Source organism: Kitasatospora sp. Root107 (genome assembly GCF_001424875.1).
Lineage (GTDB): Bacteria > Actinomycetota > Actinomycetes > Streptomycetales > Streptomycetaceae > Kitasatospora.
On sequence record NZ_LMCT01000002.1, the window covers coordinates 210,223 to 232,323 of the forward strand.

General features: G+C 70.0%; 23 protein-coding genes. 3 read left to right on the forward strand and 20 right to left on the reverse strand.

What is annotated here, in order from left to right; translation table 11 throughout:
• Positions 1–44 precede the first annotated feature (44 nt).
• The 14 genes from tatA to arc all read right to left on the reverse strand — a co-directional run bounded on the left by tatA (position 45) and on the right by arc (position 12,765).
• Positions 45–284, reverse strand: a complete 240-nt coding sequence (gene tatA, locus ASC99_RS04435; RefSeq protein ID WP_057228426.1) for a Sec-independent protein translocase subunit TatA — start codon at positions 282–284, stop codon at positions 45–47.
• Between the two features lie 84 nt (positions 285–368).
• On the reverse strand, positions 369–533 hold the full coding sequence (locus ASC99_RS38245; protein ID WP_157531361.1) for a hypothetical protein: 165 nt from the start codon (positions 531–533) through the stop codon (positions 369–371).
• 13 nt (positions 534–546) lie between these two features.
• On the reverse strand, positions 547–777 hold the full coding sequence (locus tag ASC99_RS04440; protein ID WP_057228428.1) for a hypothetical protein: 231 nt from the start codon (positions 775–777) through the stop codon (positions 547–549).
• A 3-nt stretch (positions 778–780) separates the two neighbouring features.
• Positions 781–1,698: a YafY family protein gene (locus tag ASC99_RS04445; RefSeq protein ID WP_057228511.1), complete on the reverse strand. Its 918-nt coding sequence runs from the start codon at positions 1,696–1,698 to the stop codon at positions 781–783.
• Between the two features lie 26 nt (positions 1,699–1,724).
• A complete protein-coding gene (locus ASC99_RS04450) occupies positions 1,725–2,702 on the reverse strand; it encodes a YafY family protein (RefSeq protein ID WP_057228430.1) in 978 nt (325 codons plus the stop codon).
• 140 nt (positions 2,703–2,842) lie between these two features.
• The gene (locus ASC99_RS04455) at positions 2,843–3,214 is read right to left on the reverse strand and encodes an FKBP-type peptidyl-prolyl cis-trans isomerase (protein ID WP_057228432.1); all 372 of its coding nucleotides are present in this window, start codon (positions 3,212–3,214) and stop codon (positions 2,843–2,845) included.
• A 58-nt stretch (positions 3,215–3,272) separates the two neighbouring features.
• Positions 3,273–4,562, reverse strand: coding sequence for an FKBP-type peptidyl-prolyl cis-trans isomerase (locus ASC99_RS04460; protein WP_057228434.1), 1,290 nt, complete (start codon positions 4,560–4,562; stop codon positions 3,273–3,275).
• 143 nt (positions 4,563–4,705) lie between these two features.
• Positions 4,706–5,692: an FKBP-type peptidyl-prolyl cis-trans isomerase gene (locus ASC99_RS04465; protein WP_057228436.1), complete on the reverse strand. Its 987-nt coding sequence runs from the start codon at positions 5,690–5,692 to the stop codon at positions 4,706–4,708.
• Positions 5,693–5,785: 93 nt separating this feature from the next.
• Positions 5,786–7,147 (reverse strand): Pup--protein ligase, encoded by a 1,362-nt coding sequence (gene pafA, locus ASC99_RS04470; protein WP_057228438.1) that lies wholly within the window; start codon positions 7,145–7,147, stop codon positions 5,786–5,788.
• Positions 7,148–7,256: 109 nt separating this feature from the next.
• Positions 7,257–7,997 (reverse strand): proteasome subunit alpha, encoded by a 741-nt coding sequence (gene prcA, locus ASC99_RS04475; RefSeq protein WP_057228440.1) that lies wholly within the window; start codon positions 7,995–7,997, stop codon positions 7,257–7,259.
• A gap of 36 nt (positions 7,998–8,033) precedes the next feature.
• Positions 8,034–8,876 carry a proteasome subunit beta gene (prcB, locus tag ASC99_RS04480; RefSeq protein WP_057228441.1) on the reverse strand — a complete coding sequence of 281 codons (843 nt, stop codon included), beginning with the start codon at positions 8,874–8,876 and terminating at the stop codon, positions 8,034–8,036.
• A 154-nt stretch (positions 8,877–9,030) separates the two neighbouring features.
• Complete coding sequence (locus ASC99_RS04485; RefSeq protein ID WP_057228443.1) at positions 9,031–9,249, reverse strand: ubiquitin-like protein Pup; 219 nt, start codon at positions 9,247–9,249, stop codon at positions 9,031–9,033.
• A gap of 135 nt (positions 9,250–9,384) precedes the next feature.
• Positions 9,385–10,896 (reverse strand): depupylase/deamidase Dop, encoded by a 1,512-nt coding sequence (gene dop / locus ASC99_RS04490; protein WP_057228445.1) that lies wholly within the window; start codon positions 10,894–10,896, stop codon positions 9,385–9,387.
• A 102-nt stretch (positions 10,897–10,998) separates the two neighbouring features.
• Complete coding sequence (arc, locus tag ASC99_RS04495; RefSeq protein WP_057228447.1) at positions 10,999–12,765, reverse strand: proteasome ATPase; 1,767 nt, start codon at positions 12,763–12,765, stop codon at positions 10,999–11,001.
• 286 nt (positions 12,766–13,051) lie between these two features.
• On the opposite strand from arc, the gene ASC99_RS04500 reads away from it, so the two are divergent.
• Entirely contained in the window at positions 13,052–13,354 is a 303-nt protein-coding gene (locus ASC99_RS04500) for a ferredoxin (protein WP_157531367.1), read from the forward strand.
• 13 nt (positions 13,355–13,367) lie between these two features.
• Here the strand turns inward: ASC99_RS04500 and ASC99_RS04505 are convergent, their stop codons facing one another.
• From ASC99_RS04505 to ASC99_RS04515, 3 genes are all read right to left on the reverse strand, one after another.
• On the reverse strand, positions 13,368–13,970 hold the full coding sequence (locus tag ASC99_RS04505; protein WP_057228449.1) for a hypothetical protein: 603 nt from the start codon (positions 13,968–13,970) through the stop codon (positions 13,368–13,370).
• 122 nt (positions 13,971–14,092) lie between these two features.
• Positions 14,093–15,055 carry a tRNA (adenine-N1)-methyltransferase gene (locus tag ASC99_RS04510; RefSeq protein WP_057228451.1) on the reverse strand — a complete coding sequence of 321 codons (963 nt, stop codon included), beginning with the start codon at positions 15,053–15,055 and terminating at the stop codon, positions 14,093–14,095.
• A 59-nt stretch (positions 15,056–15,114) separates the two neighbouring features.
• Positions 15,115–16,431: a site-2 protease family protein gene (locus ASC99_RS04515; RefSeq protein ID WP_369824386.1), complete on the reverse strand. Its 1,317-nt coding sequence runs from the start codon at positions 16,429–16,431 to the stop codon at positions 15,115–15,117.
• A gap of 45 nt (positions 16,432–16,476) precedes the next feature.
• On the opposite strand from ASC99_RS04515, the gene ASC99_RS04520 reads away from it, so the two are divergent.
• Both ASC99_RS04520 and ASC99_RS04525 read left to right on the forward strand, forming a co-directional pair.
• Entirely contained in the window at positions 16,477–17,454 is a 978-nt protein-coding gene (locus ASC99_RS04520; protein ID WP_057228517.1) for a RecB family exonuclease, read from the forward strand.
• The gene (locus ASC99_RS04525) at positions 17,451–18,122 is read left to right on the forward strand and encodes a response regulator transcription factor (RefSeq protein ID WP_057228453.1); all 672 of its coding nucleotides are present in this window, start codon (positions 17,451–17,453) and stop codon (positions 18,120–18,122) included. The genes ASC99_RS04520 and ASC99_RS04525 overlap by 4 nt, the downstream gene beginning before the upstream one ends.
• Positions 18,123–18,188: 66 nt before the next feature.
• Here ASC99_RS04525 and ASC99_RS04530 read toward each other — a convergent pair whose 3' ends face one another.
• The 3 genes from ASC99_RS04530 to ASC99_RS04540 form a co-directional block, all read right to left on the reverse strand.
• A complete protein-coding gene (locus ASC99_RS04530) occupies positions 18,189–19,787 on the reverse strand; it encodes an ABC transporter substrate-binding protein (protein ID WP_057228455.1) in 1,599 nt (532 codons plus the stop codon).
• Between the two features lie 317 nt (positions 19,788–20,104).
• Positions 20,105–20,812, reverse strand: coding sequence for an HAD family phosphatase (locus tag ASC99_RS04535; protein ID WP_057228457.1), 708 nt, complete (start codon positions 20,810–20,812; stop codon positions 20,105–20,107).
• Between the two features lie 185 nt (positions 20,813–20,997).
• Positions 20,998–22,101: vitamin B12 dependent-methionine synthase activation domain-containing protein (locus ASC99_RS04540; RefSeq protein WP_057228459.1), on the reverse strand; the 1,104-nt coding region annotated here is incomplete at its 5' end.

The window sequence follows — 22,101 nt, forward strand, 5'->3', positions numbered from 1 at the left end:
GCCCTCGGGGTCCTTGGCCGACTTCACGGCCTTCTCGGACTTGCTCAACCTCGGTCCTCAACTCGTGCGGTCTGGCCGGGGGCGGACTTGATGACCCGCGGGGCCTCGATCGGGTCGGCCGCCCCCTCCTTGGCGGCGGCCACCGTCTCGTCCTTCAGCGCCTTGGTCTCGGCCTTGAGAATGCGCGCCGACTTCCCGAGTGACCGGGCCAGATCGGGCAGTCGCTTCGCGCCGAACAGCAGCAGGGCCAGGACGACGATGATCAGAATCGTGCCGATCCGCATGTGCGACCGCCTTTCTCCCAGGGGCAGCACTCCCCCACTCCGGGCGATGGTAGCCCCTACGGGTGACCGAGCGGGAACGAGGCCCTACATAGGTTTGAGCTGCCCGGCTGCGTCAGCCAGCGCCCGGGAGGCGCCGGCCACCTCGCGGGCCAGCGATCTGACGTCCAGCCAGAGGCGGCAGGCCAGCGCGCCGAGGACCAGCAGCCCGGCGGTGGCCAGCAGGACGGCGGCAATCACGGTCCACGACACGGTGGCGCTCCCCTTACCCTTCGACCGGCAGCAGGCGCATGGTGCTGACCCCGGCCCTGGTCAACGCCGCCACGATGTTCTCACCCGCGGGCTTGCGCACCGAGGCGCCGCACTCCGGGCAGGTGAAGCTGTAGAAGGTGCGCTCCCGGGTGGCGCCGAGCGCCAGCCGGAAGCAGTCCGCCGCCAGCTCCACCTTCGCCCGGCAGGCCGAGCAGTAGACCTTGAATCTGGTGCCCTCGGCCACTGATCAGTCCCGGTACCCCTCAAGGGCGGCCAGGGCCGTGGCCCGGGCCGAGTCGGCCAGCTCGGCCGGCGAGACGATCCGGCCGTCCCGGCCCAGCCGCAGCGCCAGCGGCCGCAGCCCGGCCGGGTCGGCGCTGCGCAGGGTGATCCGCAGCCCGCCGTCCGGGAGTTCCTCGGCCGCGTCGTGGGTGTAGTACTCGGCCACCCAGCGACCACCGGCACCGACCTCGACCACCACCTCGGGGTCGTCGGCGGCCGGCGAGACCAGCCCGGCCGACAGGTCGCGCGGCTCCAGCCGAGGCGGGGCGGCGGGCTCGTCCAGCACCTTGATCTCGGCCACCCGGTCCAGCCGGAAGACCCGCCGGTCCTCGGAGGTCCGGCACCAGCCCTCCAGGTAGGTGTGCCCCTCGGTGACCAGCCGGATCGGGTCCACCAGACGCTCCGTCATACCGCCGCGCCCGTGCGACCAGTAGCGCAGCCAGATCAGCCGGCCCTCGCTCAGCGCGCGGTCGATGTCGGCGAAGACCTGGCCCTCGGCCTCGAAGGTCACCCCGACCCGGGCGCTGGACTCGGCACTGTCACCGGCCGCGTCCTCGATCTTGGCCACGGCCCTGGTGAGCGCCTGCCGGTCCCGCTCGCGCAGGCCCGGCAGCCCGGCCACCGCACGGGCGGCCACCAGCAGCGCGGTCGCCTCGTCGGCGGCCAGGCGCAGCGGCTGGGCCACGTCGTCGACGTTGTGCCACCAGATCCGCTCGCCGTCGGTGTCGATGTCCAGCAGGTCGCCGCCGCGGAAGCTGGTGCCGCACATCGGCAGCACGTTCAGGTCGTTGATCAGCTCCCGCTCGGTGATCCCGAACGCCCGGGCCACCTCGGCCACCTCCGCACCGGGGCGCTCGCGCAGGTAGGTGACCAGCGACAGCATCCGCCGGGTCTGGTCGATCGCGTTGCTCACAGCTGCCCCTCGGGTGCGAGTCCGGCCACCGCGCGCAGCCGGTCGATGACGTCTGCCCGCAGCTCCTCGGGCCCCAGCACCACCAGGTCCGGGCCGAACTCGGCCAGGTCGGCGGCCAGGCCGTTGCCGTACGGGATCTCCAGCTCGTCCCAGCCGCCGGTCAGCTCGGTGACCTTGAGCGCCTTGGTACGGAGCGGGAAGCCCGCGCCCTGGCGCAGCCGGACGGTGGCGCTGGCGGTCGCGCCCTCGCCGGCGAACCGGGCCACCACCGCGCGCACGTCCACGTGCTCGGGGACGGCGCCGGTGAACTGCCCGGCCCGGGAGCGCACCTTGCCGGTGATCCGGCTGAGCCGGAACACCCGGGCGGCCTCCCGGTCCCGGTCCCAGCCGGCCAGGTACCAGTGGCCGCGCCAGCACTCCAGCGCCCACGGCTCCACCGCGCGCTGCTCGGCGGCGGAGGCACCGGCCTTGCGGTACTCGAAAGTGACGGGCCGTCGGTCCCGGGCGGCGATCAGCAGCGGCTCGAAGGCCGCCTCGCGGGCCGGGATCCGCGGCTCCAGCGCGCTGTTCGCGCTCTCCTCGGTTATCGGCATCCCGCCGGCCCGCAGCTTCTGCAACGCACCGCTGGCCGCGCCGGACATCTTGGCCTGCTGCCAGACCCGGGCGGCCAGCGTCAGCGCGGCCGCCTCCTCGGCGTCCAGGGCGATCTCCGGCAGCCGGTTGCGGTCCCGGCGGGCCAGGTAGCCGACCTCGCCGTCCAGCGCGTTCTCGTCGACGTCGATGACCAGGCCGAGCTCGCGCAGGTCGTCCTTGTCGCGCTCGAACATCCGGTTGAAGGCCTCTTCGCTGCCCTGCTGCCAGGCCTCGCGGTACGCCTCGACGGACTCCCGGAGCTCCTTCTTGGAGAGCGGACGTCTGGTGTTCATCAGGCACAGGGCGAGGTTCATCAGCCGCTCTGCCTTGGCGATCGCCATCGCGGACCTTTCCGGTAACTGGGGTGCATCTTGCTGTGCTGGTTCGTGATCCGCCGACGACCGTACCGGTAGCGACCCGGCCGGGGAAAGCCGAGGGCCGTACCCCGCGACTGCGGGGTACGGCCCAGGGTGACGAACTGTCAGACGCCGAGCAGGTCGACCACGAAGATCAGGGTCGAGTTCGCCGGGATCAGCGGGCTCGGCGACTGGGCACCGTAGGCCTTGGCCGGCGGGATGATCAGCTCGCGCCGACCGCCGACCTTCATGCCCTGGACGCCCTCGTCCCAGCCCTTGATGACCCGGCCGCCGCCCAGCGGGAAGCTGAACGTCTGGCCACGGTTCCAGGAGGCGTCGAACTCCTCGCCGGTGGAGAACGTCACGCCCACGTAGTGGACCTTGACGTTGGCGCCGGCCTTGGCCTCGGCACCGTCACCCACGATGATGTCGCGGATCTGCAGCTCGGTCGGCGCGTCGCCAACCGGGAAGTCGATCTCCGGCTTCTCAAGGCTCACAACAAAGCTCTTCTCGTTCGGTGATGTAACGGGACTACGTTACGCGACAGGACCGGGACTAGTCGGCCGCGCCGACACCCGCGTCCAGAATGTCGATCACGAAGACCAGGGTCGAGTTGGCCGGAATCTTCTCCGAGGCCTTGTCGCCGTAGCCGAGGGCGGGCGGGATGACGACCTCGATCCGGCTGCCGATGGTCTGGCCGGTGACCGCCTTGTCCCAGCCCTCGATGACGCCGCCGCCACCGGTGGCGAAGCTGAACGCCTGGCCGCGCTCCAGCGAGGAGTCGAACTGCTTTCCGTCGGCGTACAGCACGCCGGTGTACTGGACGACGACCTTCTCGCCGGACTCGATCTTGCGACCCTTGCCCGCGATCAGCACCGAGGTCTTCAGCTCGGTCGGCGCCGCGACACCGGGCACCGGGGTGATGGTGGCCGGCTTCTTGCCGTTGTCCTTCACCTTGGGCATGCCCTCGGTGGGCTCGGCCACGTCACCGCTGACGGTGGCGTCCGGCGCGGTGGCCTGCTTGATGTCGATCACGAAGACCAGGTTGTCCGCGGCCCCGACACCCATCTGCGGGTTGCCCTGCGGGCCGAAGGCGGCGGCCGGCGGAGCGATCACCAGCACCCGGCTGCCGGCCGCGTGACCGGTCACCGCGTCGTCCAGCGCCGGGATCAGCTTGCCGCCGCCGGCCTGGAACAGCTGCGGCTTGTTCTGGTCGAAGGAGCTGGCCAGGTCCTTGCCGGTGGTCCAGTCCTTGCTGGTGAAGTCGGCGGTGACCCAGTTGCCCTTGCCGACCTTCGGTCCGGTGCCCTCGATCAGGGTCTTGACCACGAAGTTGCCGTCGGCCGCCTCCTTGGGCAGCTCGATGGTGGCCTTCTTGCCCAGCTCGCCGGTGACCGTCGGCAGCACCTTGGCGTCCGTCTTGATCGGCGGCACCGGGTTCTGGGTCGGGGCGGGCGGGCTGGTCGGGGCCGCGTCGGCGGCCGGCTTCTTGCTGTCCGGCTTGTTCACCACGTACAGCGTCACGCCGCTGCCGACCAGCAGCACCGCGAGCACCGTGCCGAGGATCACGCCGAGCCGGCCCACCGAGCCGGGGTTCTCGTCGTAGCCGGCCTCCGAGAGGTCCTTCTTGCGCACGTTGGACGCGAAGACCTGCGGGGTCTCGTCCTTGCTCGCGCCACTCTCGGCCCGCCTGGCCTCGGCCTGACCCCAGCCGGCCTGCTGCTTCAGAATGGCGGGCGGGACGACGATCGACTCGCCGTCGCCGGGCAGTGGCCCACCGGGCCGTGCGGCCGCCGGGTCGGCCACCGCTCCGTCGTTCGCGCCACCGGCACTCTTGTCAGTCATGACTCCCCATCCATCTCGCCGCGCCGCGCCCTCACCGGGTCCTGACGGACTCCTGCCACAGTGCGCGACAGTATGTCAGGTGAAGGTGAGGGCACGGTAAGAGGCTGGACGGGCCAAAACGCTCAGAGGGCCTCGCCAAACCCTCAGACGGCCTCGAGGATGTCGATCACGAAGACCAGGGTCGAGTTCGCCGGGACGGAGGACTGCGCCTTGTCCCCGTAGCCGAGCGTCGGCGGGACCACCAGCTCCACCCGGCTGCCCACGGTCTGGCCGACCAGGCCCTGGTCCCAGCCCTTGATCAGGCTGCCGGTACCGACCTGCAGCGCCTGCGCCCCGCCGTGGCTCCAGGAGGAGTCGAACTGCTTGCCGTCGGCCCACAGCACGCCGGTGTACTGGACCACCAGGGTCTGCCCCGACTGCACGGGCTTGCCGTCCCCCTTCACCAGCACGAAGGTCTTCAGGTCGGTCGGCGGCGCGGGCGGCCCGGCCGGAATGGTGATGGTCGGCGCAGCCTTGCCGTTGTCCTTGACCTGCGGCATGTCGGCCGGCGGCTGAGTGATCGCGCCGCCGATGGTGGAGTCCGGCGGCAGGCTCTCGATGATGTCGAGCACGAAGACCACGGTGTCACCCGCGCCCACCCCGAGATCGGCGTTGCCCTGGCTGCCGAAGGCGGCGGCCGGCGGAGCCACCACCAGCAGCCGGCTGCCGACCTTCTTGCCCAGCACGCTCTGGTCGAAGGCGGGCACCAGCTGGCCGCTGCCCGCCTGGTAGAGCTGCGGCTTGCTGCCGGAGTCGTAGGAGCTGGCGAGGTCCTTGCCGGTGGTCCAGTCCTTGGCGGTGTAGTTGACGGTCACCCAGTCGTTCTTGGCGACCGTGGCGCCGTCCCCCTCACTCACCGTGTTCACCACGAACTGGCCGCTCGGCTGGCCGGCCGGGATGGTGATGGTGGCCTTGCTGCCGAAGCTCCCCGCCACGGTGGGCATCGGCGAGGCCGAGGCCACCGGGCTCGGCACCGCCGAGGCGGAGGCCGAGGAGGTCGTGGACGCCCCCGAGGAGGGCGACCCGTCGCTGCTGCACGCGGGGAGCAGGACGAGCGGCAGGACGGCGAGCAGACCGGCGATACGACGCACGGTATTCCTAACTGTCGGTCAAGTACGAGGCGCTACAAGCTCGCCCGACAGCGTACGGCCCGATCTGCTCCCCACCTCGGAGGCACCACTGTCCTACATACCGGCGATCAGCTTCTCCACCCGCTCGTCCACCGAGCGGAACGGGTCCTTGCAGAGCACCGTGCGCTGCGCCTGGTCGTTCAGCTTGAGGTGCACCCAGTCGACGGTGAAGTCCCGGCGCTGCTCCTGCGCCTTCCGGATGAAGTCGCCGCGCAGCCGGGCCCGGGTGGTCTGCGGGGGCACCGACTTGGCCTCGAAGGTCTTCAGGTCGGTGGTCACCCGCTCGGCCTGGTTCTTGTTCTGCAGCAGGTAGAACAGGCCGCGCCGGCGGTGGATGTCGTGGTACGCCAGGTCGATCTGGGCCACCCGGGGGTTGGACATGCTCATCTGGTGCTTCTCGCGGTACCGCTCGATCAGCTGGTGCTTCATGATCCAGTCGATCTCGGTGGCCACGCTGCCCAGGTTCTCGGTGCGGACCGCCTCAAGTGTGCGGCCCCAGAGGTCCAGCACCTTGGCGATGGTTCCGGTGTTGATTCCCTTGCGGTCGGCGAACTCCAGCGCCTTGGAGTAGTACTCCTCCTGGATGTCCAGCGCGCTGGCCTCCCGGCCGTTGGCGAGCCGGACCTGGTGGGTGCCGGTCAGGTCGTGGCTGACCTCGCGGATCGCCCGGATCGGGTTCTCCAGGGTCAGGTCGCGCATCACCACCCCGGCCTCGATCAGCCGCAGCACCAGGTCGGTGGCACCGACCTTGAGCAGGGTGGTGGTCTCGGACATGTTGGAGTCGCCGACGATCACGTGCAGCCGGCGGTAGCGCTCGGCGTCCGCGTGCGGCTCGTCCCTGGTGTTGATGATCGGACGGGACCGGGTGGTCGCCGAGCTGACGCCCTCCCAGATGTGCTCGGCCCGCTGGCTGACGCAGTAGACCGCGCCGCGCGGGGTCTGCAGCACCTTGCCCGCGCCGCAGATCAGCTGACGGGTCACCAGGAACGGGATCAGCACGTCGGCCAGCCGGGAGAACTCGCCGTGCCGGGCCACCAGGTAGTTCTCGTGGCAGCCGTAGGAGTTGCCGGCCGAGTCGGTGTTGTTCTTGAACAGGTAGACGTCGCCCGCGATGCCCTCCTCGTGCAGCCGCCGCTCGGCGTCCACCAGGAGCCCCTCGAGGATCCGCTCGCCCGCCTTGTCGTGCGTCACCAGCTCGGTGACGTCGTCGCACTCGGGGGTGGCGTACTCGGGGTGCGAGCCCACGTCCAGGTAGAGCCGGGCTCCGTTGCGCAGGAAGACGTTGCTGCTGCGGCCCCAGGAGACAACCCGGCGGAAGAGGTACCTGGCCACCTCGTCCGGGGACAGCCGACGCTGCCCACGGAACGTACAGGTGACGCCGTACTCGTTCTCGATCCCGAAAATTCGGCGGTCCATAAGGCTCCTCTTCTCTGCGCGAGGCCTTGCGAAACCCTTGGTGAACCGGACGGGGCATCAGCTCACCACGGTGGAGCGGGAGCCCGGCCCGGGCTCCCGCTGCTACCGGCTACTCGGAGGCGTCCGCCTCCTCCGCGGCGGCGGACTCGTCGCCGCTCAGCAGGCGGCCGAGCTGGCCGCCCAGGATGCGCTTGAACTTCCGCTGCTGGAAGCGGGTGCGGTCGAGCACCGCGACCTCCAGCTGATCGGGCGTCAGGGTGCGCGGGGAGCCGCCGTTCGGATCCCTGGCGAGGCCGTCGACGGCGAGCCTGAGCGCCCCGGCCAGGGTGAGCCCGGCCCGGTGCTCCTGGCCCAGGTAGTTGGCGATCGAGTCGGCGTTGCCACCGACCACGATCGCGTTCTTCTCGTCCACCACCGAGCCGTCGGGGGTGAGCCGGTAGATCTGGTCGTCCTCGACGGTGGCGCCGACCTCGGCCACCACCAGCTCCACCTCGTACGGCTTCTCGCCGACCGAGGAGAAGATCGTGCCGAGCGTCTGGGCGTACACGTTGGCCAGCCCACGGGCCGTCACATCGGCCCGGTCGTAGGAGTACCCGCGCAGGTCGGCGTAGCGCACGCCGCCGATCCGCAGGTTCTCGAACTCGTTGTAGCGGCCGACCGCGGCGAAGGCGATCTGGTCGTAGATCTCGGACACCTTGTGCAGCGCCCGGGAGGTGTTCTCGGCGACGAAGAGGATGCCGTCGTCATAGGTGAGCACGACCACGCTGCGGCCGCGGGCGATGCCCTTGCGGGCGTACTCCGCGCGGTCCGCCATGGCCTGCTGGGGCGAGACGTAGAACGGTGTGGACACCGGCGATCGTCCCCTTCCTGGTTGGGAGCCGGCGGGCTAGAGGAGTGGGGCCTGCGGACCGTTGGGGTGCTCGAGGCGCCCGTCGGTGATCGAGTGCGCGATCGTGGAGACCTCGTCGTCGGTGAGGCGGCGGAAACCGTCCTCGGTGATCAGCGAGACGATCGGGAAGATCTTCCGGGCCATGTCCGGGCCACCGGTGGCGGAGTCGTCGTCCGCCGCGTCGTACAGCGCCTGCACCACCACGGTGGCGGCCTGATCGGCCGTCAGGTCCGCGCGGTAGAGCTTCTTCAGCGAGCCCCGGGCGAACACCGAGCCCGATCCGGTGGCCGCGAAGCCGCGCTCCTCGGACCGGCCGCCGGTGACGTCGTAGGTGAAGATCCGGCCCCGGCCGAGCCGGAGGTCGTACCCGGCGAACAGCGGCACCACGGCGAGGCCCTGCATGGCCATCCCGAGGTTGCCCCGGATCATCGTGGTCAGCCGGTTGGCCTTGCCCTCCAGGGAGAGCACGGTGCCCTCGATCTTCTCGTAGTGCTCCAGCTCCAGCTGGAACAGCCGGACCATCTCGACCGCCAGGCCGGCCGTGCCGGCGATGCCGACGGCGCTGTACTCGTCCGCCGGGAACACCTTCTCGATGTCCCGCTGGGCGATCACGTTCCCCATCGTGGCGCGGCGGTCGCCGGCGATCACCACGCCGCCGTCGAAGACCGCGGAGACGATGGTGGTGCCGTGCGGCGCCTCGATCGTCAGGCCCTCGGGCAGCCTGCGGCCACCGGGCAGCAGCTCGGGCGAGTGCTGGCCGAGGAAGTCGTAGAACGACGAGGACCCCGGAGTCAGGAAGGCAGCCGGTAGACGCCCGGTGCCACCAGTGTTGGCTTCCACACGATTCCTTCCAGGTAGATCAACTAGACGCTTGCCCCGGACCCTACCCGTTTACGGGCGGTGATCCACCTGACAGGTCGTCCGAAGTTTGCGCGCGGCAACCCCGTGCATTTCTGACGGGATTGCCGCGCGCGACGGAAGAACGGGCGAGCGGCTACTGGCCGCCCTTCTGGACGAACTGCCGGACGAAATCCTCCGCATTCGACTCGAGTACGTCGTCGATTTCGTCCAGGACCGCGTCCACGTCGTCGTTGAGCTTTTCCTGGCGCTCCTTGAGGTCGTCCGAGGACTGTGCCTCCGCAGCCTGCTCCTCGACCTCCTCGGAGGAACGGTTCGCCCGCTGCTGACCACCGCCGGTGTCCTTGCTGGCCATGTACCTCACCCCGCTCGCTCGGTTGGTCCGACCCTATCCACCGGCTACGACATCCGCGTCCGGTTCCTGTACAACGTTCGTCGTCTCTCAGGATGATTCCCCGTCGCGGGATGTTCACCCGTGGTGATCGAAAAGTTACCCGCCGGAGAGCACGCGGACCAGGTCCTCGGCCGTACGGCAGCGGTCCAGCAGCGCCTCGACGTGCTCCCTGGTGCCGCGCAGCGGCTCCAGGGTCGGCACCCGCTGGAGCGAGTCCCGGCCCGGCAGGTCGAAGATGACGGAGTCCCAGGAGGCCGCCGCCACATGGTCGGCGTACTGCTCCAGACAGCGGCCCCGGAAGTACGCCCTGGTGTCCTCCGGCGGCTTCGAGACCGCCCTGGTGATCTCCTCCTCGGTGAGCAGCCGCTCGAACCGGCCGCGGGCCACCAGGCGGTTGTACAGGCCCTTGTCGGGGCGGACGTCGCTGTACTGGAGGTCGACCAGCTGGAGCCTGGGGCTGTCCCAGTCCAGGCCGTCGCGCTGGCGGTAGCCCTCCAGGATCTCCTTCTTGGCGATCCAGTCGAGCTGCCTGGACAGGCTCATCGGGTCGTTCTCCAGCCGACCGAGCACGTCCTCCCAGCGGGCCAGCACGTCCAGGGTCTGCTCGTCGGCGTCCTGGCCGTAGCGGTCCTCGACGTACTTGCGGGCCAGCTCGAAGTACTCCAGCTGGAGCTGGACGGCGGTCAGCCGGCGGCCGTTGCGCAGCAGGAGCTGGTACTTCAGCGAGGGGTCGTGGGAGACCCGGTGCAGGGTCCGGACCGGCTGGTCGACGGCCAGGTCGGCGGTGATGAAGCCGTCCTCGATCATCGTCAGGACCAGCGCGGTGGTGCCCAGCTTGAGGTAGGTGGAGATCTCCGAGAGGTTGGCGTCCCCGATGATCACGTGCAGCCGGCGGTACTTCTCGGCGTCGGCGTGCGGCTCGTCCCTGGTGTTGATGATGGGCCGTTTGAGGGTGGTCTCGAGACCGACCTCGACCTCGAAGTAGTCGGCCCGCTGGCTGATCTGGAAGCCGTCCGCGTTGCCCTCCTGGCCGAGACCGACCCGGCCCGCGCCGGTGATCACCTGCCGGGAGACGAAGAACGGGGTGAGGTGGCGGACGATGTCGGCGAACGGCGTCGACCGCTGCATCAGGTAGTTCTCGTGGGTGCCGTAGGAGGCGCCCTTGTTGTCGGTGTTGTTCTTGTAGAGGTTGATCCGCTGACCGTTCGGCAGCTCGAGCGCGCGGGCGGCCGCGGCGGCCATGATCCGCTCCCCCGCCTTGTCCCAGAGCACCGCGTCGCGCGGGTTGGTGATCTCGGGCGAGCTGTACTCGGGATGCGCGTGGTCGACGTAGAACCGGGCGCCGTTGGTGAGGATGATGTTGGCCAGACCGATGTCCTCGTCGGTCAGCTGGCTGGAGTCGGCCACGTCGCGCGCCAGATCGAAGCCGCGCGCGTCCCGCAGCGGGTTCTCCTCCTCGAAGTCCCAGCGAGCCCGCCGCGCCCGGTGCATCGCGGCCGAGTAGGCGTTGACGATCTGGGACGAGGTGAGCATGGCGTTGGCGTTCGGGTGGCCCGGCACGGAGATCCCGTACTCGGTCTCGATCCCCATCACGCGCCGTACGGTCATGCGGCCCTCCTCTGGAATATCCCGAGACGCGCCGTCCGGCTGCGGGGCGGGTGGGCGCCGCAGCCGGACGGTGAGTTGAGCGGTCCTTCAGGTGGAGCGGTGCTACAGGTACTGCCCCGTGTTGGCCACGGTGTCGATCGACCGGCCGGACTCGGCACCCTGCTTGCCGGTGACCAGCGTGCGGATGAAGACGATCCGCTCGCCCTTCTTGCCCGAGATCCGGGCCCAGTCGTCCGGGTTGGTGGTGTTCGGCAGGTCCTCGTTCTCCTTGAACTCGTCCACGCAGGCGGCGAGCAGGTGAGCCACCCGCAGACCGTGCTGGCCGGTGTCGAGGAAGGCCTTGATGGCCATCTTCTTCGCCCGGTCGACGATGTTCTGGATCATCGCGCCGGAGTTGAAGTCCTTGAAGTACAGGACCTCCTTGTCACCGTTGGCGTAGGTGACCTCCAGGAAGCGGTTCTCCTCGGTCTCGGTGTACATCCGCTCGACCACGGCCTGGATCATCGCGAGCACGGTCGACTCGATCGAGCCCTCGTGCTCCTTGACGTCGTCCGGGTGGAACGGCAGCGAGCCCTTGAGGTACTTGGAGAAGATGTCCTTCGCGGCCTCGGCGTCGGGGCGCTCGATCTTGATCTTGACGTCCAGCCGGCCGGGCCGCAGGATCGCCGGGTCGATCATGTCCTCGCGGTTCGAGGCGCCGATCACGATGACGTTCTCCAGGCCCTCCACACCGTCGATCTCGGCGAGCAGCTGGGGGACGATGGTGTTCTCCACGTCCGAGCTGACGCCCGACCCACGGGTGCGGAACAGCGACTCCATCTCGTCGAAGAAGACGATGACCGGCGTGCCCTCGCTGGCCTTCTCCCGAGCCCGCTGGAAGACCAGCCGGATCTGCCGCTCGGTCTCGCCGACGTACTTGTTCAGCAGCTCCGGTCCCTTGATGTTCAGGAAGTAGCTCTTGCCCTGCGGGCGCCCGGTCACCTCGGCGACCTTCTTGGCCAGCGAGTTCGCGACCGCCTTGGCGATCAGCGTCTTGCCGCAGCCGGGCGGGCCGTAGAGCAGTACGCCCTTGGGCGGGCGCAGCTCGTACTCCTTGAACAGGTCGGCGTGCAGGTACGGGAGTTCGACCGCGTCGCGGATCTGCTCGATCTGGTTGGCCAGACCGCCGATCTGCCGGTAGTCGATGTCCGGCACCTCCTCGAGGACCAGGTCCTCGACCTCCGACTTGGGGACGACCTCGTAGACGTAGCCCGAACGGGGCTCCAGCAGGAGGGCGTCTCCGGAGCGCAGCGTGATGCCGTGCAGCGGTTCGGCGAGCCGGACCACCCGCTCCTCGTCGGTGTGACCGGTGACCAGGGCGCGTTCGCCGTCCTCCAGCACCTCCTTGAGGGTGACGATGTCACCGATGCTCTCGAAGGCCATCGCTTCCACGACGTTGAGCGCCTCGTTGAGCATCACCTCCTGACCGCGGCGGAGTTCGTCGAGGTCGATGCTCGGGCTGACGTTCACCCGCAGCTTGCGGCCACCGGTGAAGATGTCGGCGGTGCCGTCCTCGTTCTGCGTGAGGAAGGTGCCGAATCCGGCCGGGGGCTGGGCGAGCCGGTCGACTTCCTCCTTGAGGGCCACGATCTGGTCGCGGGCCTCTCGGAGCGTGGAGGCGAGCCGTTCGTTCTGGGCGGTGACACCGGCCAGGTTGGTCTGGAGCTCGACGATGCGGTCCTCGAGAATCCGAGAACCACGCGGTGAGTCGGCGAGCTTGCGGCGCAGGGCGGCGACCTCCTGCTCAAGGTACGAGACCTGAGCAGCCTCGTCGGAACCCTGAACGGGCCGGCCGGCGCTGCGGTTGTAGTCGTCATCGTGGGATGCCACGGTCCTCACCTCCTCCTGGGGGAGCTGGACGACCCAAACCTACCTGGGACCAGGGGGGTGTAAACCCCTAGATCAGAAAGTTGGAACGGGCGTGTCCGATCTTCGCCCTCGGATGCTTCCCCTCTGCAAGGGAGATACCCACCGCGCACCGGTCAAAGCAGACCGGATGTATCGTCGGTCGGGTCAATATCCGATCGTGACCGTGAGAGCCGGTCGGATCGGTGTACGAATGGCAGGAATGCCCCAGGACGGGATAGACCGGACCGGGCAGGAAACGGCAGGGGACATGTCGATGACCGGCGAGGCCACGACGGGCGACGCACTCGAGGTCTGGATCGACCAGGACCTCTGCACGGGGGACGGCATCTGTGTGCAGTACGCCCCCGAGGTCTTCGAGTTGGACATCGACGGGCTGGCCTACGTCAAGGGTGACGACGACGAGCTGCGCCAGCAGCCCGGTGACAGCGCACCGGTGCCGCTGACGCTGCTTCAGGACGTGGTGGATTCGGCCAAGGAGTGCCCCGGGGACTGCATCCACGTCCGCCGGGTGAGCGACCGGGTCGAGGTGTACGGCCCGGACGCCGACTGACCCTTCGTCACGGTCACACCTTGGTGGCCGGCTCCGTGGTCCTGCTGCGGAGCCAGTCGCCGCCCTGCCGGTGCCAGGACAGCAGGACCGTCAGGTCCGGGGCGTAGCGCGGGATCTCGTCGCTGGAGTAGCCCCTGCCCCGGGCCGTGATGGTGCCGTCGCTGCGCAGCTTCAGCTCGGTGACGGTCAGGCCCTCCTCCGGCTTCACCAGCGTCGCGGCGATCTGCGGGCGGCCGTCCTGACCGGGGGTCAGCAGGAAGACGCCGTCCGGCGGGGTGCCGTTCTCGGCCGCGCAGTGCGCCGCCACGACCGTGCTCGGCCGACCGTCCAGCACCGCGCCGAAGCTCAGCGCCACCGTGGTGGGGAGCGGGCCGCAGTCGAGCGGCAGCACCGCCTTGGCGGGGTCGGGGGCCACCGCGGCCGGCAGGGCGCTCGGCGCGGCCGGCCGGATCGGTCTGACGGTGCCCTGCGCCGGGTTCACCGCCAGCGCTCCGGCGATCACCGCGGCGGTCGCCGCCGCCACCAGCACCCAGTGCCGCACTCTCGTCCTCGCCCGCACGACGGGGGGCCCGACCTGCTGCTCTGTCATCTGCACCGTCTCGACCGCGAGTTCCACCAGGCAGTCCCCTCCAGGGTGGGGTGGCATCGAGGGTGCATCATTTCACGCCCCGCGCCCGGGAGAGCAAACAGGGGCGCGGAGCTTTGCAGCTCCGCGCCCCAGTCGTGCCGGTGGTGGTGTTACTCGGCTTCCTTGGCGGCCGTGTACGCAGCCGCAGCGGCCCGCTCGGCCGCGCGCTCGGCGAGCGACTTCTCCGCCGCACCGGGGCCGCTCTCGTAGTCCTCGCCGTACGAACCCTTGGCAGGACGGCGGCGGCGCAGCGGCGGCTCGACCCCGTCGGCCAGCCGACGGGAGGTCAGCAGGAAGCCGGTGTGGCCGATCATGCGGTGGTCCGGGCGGACGGCGAGACCCTCGACGTGCCAGGTGCGGACCATGGTCTCCCAGGACTGCGGCTCGGTGAAGGTGCCGTGCTCGCGGAGCGCCTCGACGGTGCGCGAGAGCTGCGTGGTGGTGGCCACGTAGCAGCAGAGCAGACCGCCGGGGACGAGCGCCTCGGACGCGACGTCCAGGCACTCCCAGGGGGCCAGCATGTCGAGGATCATCCGGTCGACCTCGGTCTCCACCAGGTTGTCCTGGAGGTCACCGACCGTCAGCTTCCAGGCCGGGTGCGGGCTGCCGAAGTAGCGCTCGACGTTGGCCTTGGCGATGTCGGCGAAGTCCTGGCGGCGCTCGTACGAGGCGAGCAGGCCGGTGTCACCGACGGCGCGCAGCAGGTACGTGGAGAGCGCGCCGGAGCCGACACCCGCCTCGACCACGCGGGCACCCGCGAAGATGTCGGCCATCGCCAGGATCTGCCCCGCGTCCTTGGGGTAGATCACAGCGGCGCCGCGAGGCATGGAGAGGACGTAGTCGGGGAGCAGGGGGCGCAGCGCGAGATACGGGACGTTCCCCGTGGTGCGCACGACAGTGCCCTCGGGGGCGCCGATCAGCTCGTCATGGGGGAACGCACCCTTGTGGGTGTGGAACTGGTTCCCGGCCTGGAGCGTGAACGTGTAGTGGCGGCCCTTCGGGTCGGTCAGCTGGACCTGGTCCCCGACCTGGAAGGGCCCGCGTCGGCGGGTGGCACCGGTCGGTTCGGACATGCGGACAATCCTAAGGGAAACGGAACGCTCCGCCGACCAAGTGATCTTTTCGGGGACTTTCAGCGCCCGCGGACCGCCGCGTTCAGCCGCCGCTCCAGGTCGGCCAGCGTCAGCACGCCGTACACCGTGCCGTCCGGCCGGACCACCAGGTACTCGGTCGCCGGGGTGCCGCGCATCGCGGTCAGCAGCTGCTCCCCCGTCAGGTCGACCCCGAGCCGCAGGCCCGGCTCCAGCTCCCGGGCCAGCGCGCCGACGGCGACCCAGGGGCGGCGCTGCTCCGGGACGGCGTTCACCGCCGCCTCCTTCACCAGGCCGGTCGGCTCGCCGCTGCCGTCCACCACCACGACGGCACCGGCCTGGGCCTCCCTGGCCTGCCGGAGCGCCTCACCGAGCGGGGTCTCGGCGGTCACCGAGACGCTGCGCCGGGCCAGTTCGGCCAGCCGGAGGGCGGGCAGGGCCTCCTTGAGCCGGGCGTTGCGCAGCGCGCCGCCGGCCCCGTTCCAGATGATCACGGCCAGCACGGCGGCCAGCACGCTGTCGATCAGGCTGTCCGTGGTGGAGCGCTCCAGGCCACCGCGCGAGGCGGTGTACATCGGCAGACCGATCAGCACCACCAGGGCCAGCCCCCGGCCGATCCAGGCGGCCGCGACGGTGCCCGTCATCGGGCGTCCGGTGACGCCCCACACCAGCGCGCGCAGGATCCGGCCACCGTCCAGCGGCAGGCCGGGCAGCAGGTTGAAGGCGGCCACCACCAGGTTGCTGACGAAGAGTCCGGCCAGCAGCACGCCGGGCACGCTGGCCGACTCGACGGCCTGGAAGGCCAGGTAGAAGATGCCGCCGAGGACCAGCGAGAGCAGCGGGCCGACGAAGGCCAGCCAGAACTCCCGGGCCGGGGTGTCGGCCTCCTTCTCGATCTCGGAGACGCCGCCGAAGAACTGCAGCTGGATCCGGCGCGGGTTGAGCTTGAGCCGCAGCGCCACCAGGGTGTGCGCCAGCTCGTGCACCAGCACCGAGGCGTAGAACGCCACCGCGAAGGAGAACGAGACCAGGTAGCGGGTACCACCGAGCTCGGGCAGCACCTCGGTGAGCTGACCGCCGAAGATCCAGGTGATCAGCGCCGCGATGACGAACCAGGACGGTGTGACGTAGACCGGCACGCCGAACGGACGGCCCATCAGGATGCCGCCGGGCCGTTCCTGCCGCCCGCTGGTCTCACTCACCGTGGCCCCTTGTCTGTTGCTGCACGTCCGCTGTAGCCGGTCCCGCCACGCTACGTGATCTCCCGGTGGATCGGCCGACCGCCCCGTCCATGTGTTCTCTACCCGTCCAACGCACGGCCGAGCACCGTCGTTGCACGGCTGTGTCCGGTGTGACAGTGACCTGACGGCGGGATGACCGCCCGGGGCAATAAGGTCGAGGGCATGCACCAGACCGACAGCACCCCCGCCGAGGCGGTCCCTGCCTCTGCGGAGGTCCCCGCTCCCAGATCGCCACGGCCGCCGACCGGGCTGTCGCCGAGCCGGGCGGGCGACTTCATGACCTGCCCGCTGCTCTACCGGCTGCGGGTGATCGACCGGCTGCCGGAGCCGCCCAGCGCCGCCGCGACCCGTGGCACCGTGGTGCACGCGGTCCTTGAGCGGCTGTTCGACAGCCCGGCCGCCGAACGCACCCCGGAGCAGGCGCTCGGGCTGCTCCGGCCGCAGTGGGAGCGGCTGCTCGGTGAGCGGCCCGAGCTCTCCGGGCTGTTCCCCGACGACCCGGACGGCGCGGCGCTGACCCGCTGGCTGGGCGACGCGGAGAAGCTGATCGACCGTTGGTTCCGGCTGGAGGACCCGACCAGGCTGCACCCGGTGGAGCGCGAGCTCTACGTGGAGACGGTGCTCGGTTCGGGCCTGCTGCTGCGCGGCTACATCGACCGGGTCGACGTCGCGCCCAGCGGTGAGGTCCGGCTGGTCGACTACAAGACCGGCCGGGCGCCCTCGCGTGACTTCGAGGGCAAGGCGATGTTCCAGATGAAGTTCTACGCCCTGGTGGTCTGGCGGTGGAAGGGCGTGCTGCCCAAGCGCCTCCAGCTGGTCTACCTCGGCGGGGGCGGGGACGTGGTCACGTACGACCCGGACGAGGCCGACCTGCTCGCGGTGGAGCGGAAGCTGACGGCGCTCTGGGAGGCCATCGGCCAGGCGGTTGCCACCGGCGACTTCCCGGCCACCCGCAACCGGCTGTGCGACTGGTGCGACCATCAGAGCAGCTGCCCGGAGTTCGGGGGCACTCCCCCGCCGTACCCGCTGCCGGTGCAGCGGAGCGACGCCGGGCACGAAGACGGGCACGATGACGGGCGCGGCGACGACCGCGCAGACGACGGTCCCGCGACGGGACAGACGAGCAAGGAGTCCGAGTGACGATCCGAGTGCTGCTGGTCGACGACCAGCCGCTGCTGCGTACCGGTTTCCGGATGATCCTGGAGGCCGAGTCCGACCTGGTGGTGGTCGGCGAGGCCGGGGACGGGCAGCAGGCGCTTGAGCAGGTCAGGGCGCTCCAGCCGGACGTGGTGCTGATGGACATCCGGATGCCCCGGATGGACGGCGTCGAGGCCACCCGCCGGATCGCAGGCCCCGGCCGGGACGGCCCGGCCAAGGTGCTGGTGCTGACCACCTTCGACCTGGACGAGTACGTGGTCGAGGCGCTCCGGGCGGGGGCCAGCGGCTTCCTGCTCAAGGACGTGCCGGCCGAGGAACTGGTGCAGGCGATCCGGGTGGTCGCGGACGGCGCGGCGATGCTCGCCCCGTCCATCACCCGCCGGCTGCTGGACATGTACGCCACCAAGCTGCCCTCCGGCGACGAGACGCCGCCGCAGGCGCTCACCGCGCTGACGGAGCGTGAGCTGGAGGTGCTCAAGCTGGTGGCCCGGGGGCTCTCCAACGCGGAGATCGCCGGTGAGCTCTACGTCAGCGAGACCACGGTGAAGACGCACGTCGGGCACGTGCTGACCAAGCTTCAGCTGCGGGACCGGGTGCAGGCCGCGGTCTACGCGTACGAGAGCGGCGTGGTCCGGCCGGGCGCGCAGTAGCCCCGCCGGACGGAAAGGGCCCACCCCGTCATACGGGGTGGGCCCTTTCGTGCTCCTGACGGAACGTTACTTCTTCGCTGCGCGGCCGATCTCCCAGAACCGGAACACGCCGGTGGTGTCCACCGTGCCGTCCACCCCGGTGATGTCAGTGCCCGAGGCGTAGAACGCCTTGTTCTGGAACAGCGGCACGATCGGCGCGGCCTCGGCCACCATGTTCTGCATCTGCGCGTACGCGCCACCGGCGGTGCGGTCGGTCTGCTTGATGCTCTCCGGCACCAGCTTCTGGCTGATCCGCTGGTCGTCCCAGCCGTTGTGGAAGGCGCCGCCCTCGACCACCAGCGGGGTGACGAAGTTGTCCGGGTCCGCGTAGTCCGGGGTCCAGGCGACCACGTACGCCTGGTACTTGCCCTCGCTCCAGCTCTTGATGTACGTCTTCCAGTCCGGCTCCTGCTGGACCGTCACCTGGAACAGGCCGCTCGCGTCCAGCTGCTTCTTCAGCTCGTTGGCCTCCGCCTCGCCGGCCCGGGCCCGGGACCAGGTCAGGCTGAGCTTGACCGGGGTGGCCACCTTGCCGGCGGCGAGCAGCTTCTTGGCCTTGGCCACGTCCGGCTCGCCGTAACGGTCGAAGAACGCGGTGTTGTGCCCGTTGATCCCGGCCGGGACGATCGAGTAGAGCGGTTGCACGGAGCGCGCGTACACGTCGCGGGCCAGCGCCTTGCGGTCCACCAGCTGCGCCACGGCCTGCCGGACGGCCGGGTTGCCGGTCAGCGTGTCCTTGGTGTTGAAGACCATGAAGCGGGCCTCCGCGCTCTCCCCCTCGGCCACCTTGAGCTTGCCGGTGCCGGCCAGCTGGTCGTCCTTGAGCTTGGCGGCAGTGGCCGGGTCCAGACCGTTGTCGGCCAGGTCGATCTGGCCCTGCTCCAGCGCGCTCTTGAGGCCGGCGGCATCCGCGAAGTAGCGCAGCACGAACTTGTTGTTCTGCAGCTTGGCATCGCCGTGGTACTCGCCGTTGGCGGAGAGCGAGATCTTCTCGGGCGCGCCCTTGGCGTTCGCCTCGATCGAGTCGAACTTGTACGGTCCCGAGCCGACCAGCTTGTCGTTGCCGAGCAGCTTGTCGGCCGGGAAGACCTGGTGGTCCACGATCGAGCCCGCCGCCGAGGCGAGCTTGGCCGGGAGCACCGCGTCCGGGGTGTTCAGCTGGATGGTCACCTCGCTGCCCTTGGCCTCGACCGACTTGATGGTCGACAGCAGGCCTGCGGGCCCGTTCTCGTCATTGATCTTCTGCATCCGCTGGATCGAGAAGACCACGTCCTCGGCGGTCAGCGGGTGACCGTTGGAGAACTTCAGGCCACCGCGCATGACGCACTTGTAGACCAGCGCGTCGGCCCCGGTGAAGGCACAGGTCTCGGCGGCGTCGGGAAGCGGGCTGGTGGCCCCGGCGGGAAACTTCAGCAGCGACTGGAAGGTGTTGTTGAGCACCAGCCAGGAACCGGCTTCGTACGCGCCGGCCGGATCCAGCACCGTGGTGACGTTGGACGTCCCCATCGTGATGGCGCCCTTGTCGTCACCGCCGGTGACCGCCTTCTTGGCCGAGGCGCAGCCCGCGGCCGTGGTGGCGACCAGGGTGGCGCATGCCAGCACGGCCAGTCGGTTGGCTGAAGTCATGCGCAAACACGTTCCTTCTGCGGTCTGACCGGCTGTAGGCCGGTGGCTGCCGTCGGGCGCCCGCGCGGGTGTGGCGGGCGTCTGTGGTCGGATCTGATCGGATGTAGCGTGCCATATCGAACACGTACGAATATCACCGGTCGAGACGGCCGGCTCCGTAGTGACGGAGCGTCAGCGCTCTCGACAGTGACGAGTTGTCAGCCAATGACCGTTTTCTCCCGAACCGACCGCTGCCCGCCGTCACCGGTCGGAGACGGCGGGCAGCGGTCGAGGGAGCAATTTCACACCCGAATCGTGACCTCGGGCCCGGGGCAGCGTCAGACCCGGGCAGCCACCACCGCGCGCAGCAGCTCCAGGTCGAGCTGCTCCAACGAGCGCAGCACGGTGCGGCCAGGGCCGGGCTCGATCGGCGCCACTGAGGGCACCGCGATCACCGGGCAGCCCGCCGCCAGACCGGCCTGCACGCCGGTCGGGGCGTCCTCGACCACCACACAGCGGGCGGGCTCGGCGCCGAACCGGGCCACCGCAGCCAGGTACGGGTCGGGGTGCGGCTTGGTGCGGGCCACCTCGTCCCCCGCGACCGAGAAGGCGAAGTGGTGCCGGCCCAGGCTGTCCAGCACGATGTCGATGATGTGCCGGTGCGAGGCGGACACCAGGGCGGCCGGGATGCCGTGCGCGGCAAGGGTGTTGAGCAACCGCTCGGCACCCGGCATCAGCGGGACGCCACCTGCCAGCAGGTCGACGAAGCGCTGGTTGATCAGCACCGTCAGTTCGGCCTGGCTCAGCCCGACGCCGGTGGTCGCGATCAGGTAGTCCAGCACCCGGCTCATCGGGCCACCCACCACGTGTGCCCGGTCCGCCTCGTTCAGCTCGTAGCCCAGCTCGGCGAAGAGCGAGACCTCCGACTGCCACCAGAAGTCCTCGGTGTCGACCAGGGTTCCGTCCATGTCCAGCAGCACGGCCTGGAGGCCGTCGCCGTCCCCGTGGTCGAGCCTCTGGGTGGTGGCGGTGGAGATGGTGGTCATGGTGGGCGTCCTTCCGTCCGGCCGTCCCCGGGGATGGCACAGGCCGGCCCGCTGGTGAGCGGACCGGCCCGTTCAGGGTGATCCAGGATACGCCCGCCTCCCCGGTTCGGAGCGAACGGAGCGCGGCCAGTCGGTTACCCCGTGCTGAAGTAGCGCCGCCGGGTGTTAGTGCCGCGGGCGCGGCACTAACGGGCGTTGAAGTACTTCGCCTCCGGGTGGTGGATCACGATCGCGTCGGTGGACTGCTCCGGGTGCAGCTGGAACTCCTCGGAGAGCACCACGCCGATCCGCTCCGGCTGCAGCAGCTCGGCGATCTTGGCCCGGTCCTCCAGCTCGGGGCAGGCCCCGTAGCCGAGCGAGAAGCGGGCGCCCCGGTACTTCAACGCGAACATGTCCTTGACGTCCTGCGGGTCCTCGTCACCGAAGCCCAGCTCGAACCGGACCCGGGCGTGCCAGAACTCGGCCAGCGCCTCGGCGAGTTGGACCGAGAGCCCGTGCAGTTCCAGGTAGTCCCGGTAGGCGTCCGCGGCGAACAGCTCGTTGGCCGCCTCGGAGATCCGGTTGCCCATGGTGACCACCTGCAGGCCCAGCACGTCCTTCTGGCCGCTCTCCTCCGGGCGGAAGAAGTCGGCCAGGCAGAGCCGGCGGCCACGGCGCTGGCGGGGGAAGGTGAACCTGGTCCGCTCGGAGCCGTCCTGGTTGTAGACCAGCAGGTCGTCGCCCTTGGAAGCGGCCGGGTAGTAGCCGTAGACCACGGCGGCCTCCAGCCAGCCCTCGGTCTGCAGGCGGTCCAGCCACATCCGGAGCCGGGGGCGGCCCTCGGTCTCCACCAGCTCCTCGTACGACGGACCACCGGTACGTGCCGCCTTCAGGCCCCACTGGCCCTTGAACAGCGCGTCCTCGTCCAGCCAGGAGGCGTAGTCGGCGAACGGGATGCCCTTGACGATCCGGTCTCCCCAGAACGGCGGGGCGGGCACCCGGTTGTCCACCGAGACGTCGGAGCGGATCTGACCGAGGTTGACCTCCTCGACCTCCTCCACCTCGACCTTGGCGTGCCGACGCTTCTTCAGCTCCGGCAGCGTCGCACCGGGGACCCCGCGCTTGACCGCGATCAGGGCGTCCATCAGGCGGAGGCCTTCGAAGGCGTCGCGGGCGTAGCGGACTTCGCCTTGGTAGATCTCGTGGAGGTCCTGTTCGACGTAGGCGCGGGTGAGGGCGGCGCCGCCGAGGATGACGGGGAAGTCGGCGGCGAGGTGGCGTTGGTTCAGTTCTTGGAGGTTCTCTTTCAT

Excerpts from the sequence above, each read along its gene's own strand:
- pafA (WP_057228438.1), bottom strand. The coding sequence starts at position 7,147 with ATGGACCGCCGAATTTTCGGGATCGAGAACGAGTACGGCGTCACCTGT.
- dop (WP_057228445.1), bottom strand. The coding sequence starts at position 10,896 with ATGACCGTACGGCGCGTGATGGGGATCGAGACCGAGTACGGGATCTCC.
- ASC99_RS04535 (WP_057228457.1), bottom strand. The coding sequence starts at position 20,812 with ATGACCACCATCTCCACCGCCACCACCCAGAGGCTCGACCACGGGGAC.
- ASC99_RS04520 (WP_057228517.1), top strand. The coding sequence starts at position 16,477 with ATGCACCAGACCGACAGCACCCCCGCCGAGGCGGTCCCTGCCTCTGCG.
- ASC99_RS04510 (WP_057228451.1), bottom strand. The coding sequence starts at position 15,055 with ATGTCCGAACCGACCGGTGCCACCCGCCGACGCGGGCCCTTCCAGGTC.
- ASC99_RS04500 (WP_157531367.1), top strand. The coding sequence starts at position 13,052 with ATGTCGATGACCGGCGAGGCCACGACGGGCGACGCACTCGAGGTCTGG.
- ASC99_RS04485 (WP_057228443.1), bottom strand. The coding sequence starts at position 9,249 with ATGGCCAGCAAGGACACCGGCGGTGGTCAGCAGCGGGCGAACCGTTCC.
- ASC99_RS04460 (WP_057228434.1), bottom strand. The coding sequence starts at position 4,562 with ATGACTGACAAGAGTGCCGGTGGCGCGAACGACGGAGCGGTGGCCGAC.
- ASC99_RS04450 (WP_057228430.1), bottom strand. The coding sequence starts at position 2,702 with ATGGCGATCGCCAAGGCAGAGCGGCTGATGAACCTCGCCCTGTGCCTG.
- ASC99_RS04530 (WP_057228455.1), bottom strand. The coding sequence starts at position 19,787 with ATGACTTCAGCCAACCGACTGGCCGTGCTGGCATGCGCCACCCTGGTC.
- tatA (WP_057228426.1), bottom strand. The coding sequence starts at position 284 with ATGCGGATCGGCACGATTCTGATCATCGTCGTCCTGGCCCTGCTGCTG.
- ASC99_RS04445 (WP_057228511.1), bottom strand. The coding sequence starts at position 1,698 with ATGCTGTCGCTGGTCACCTACCTGCGCGAGCGCCCCGGTGCGGAGGTG.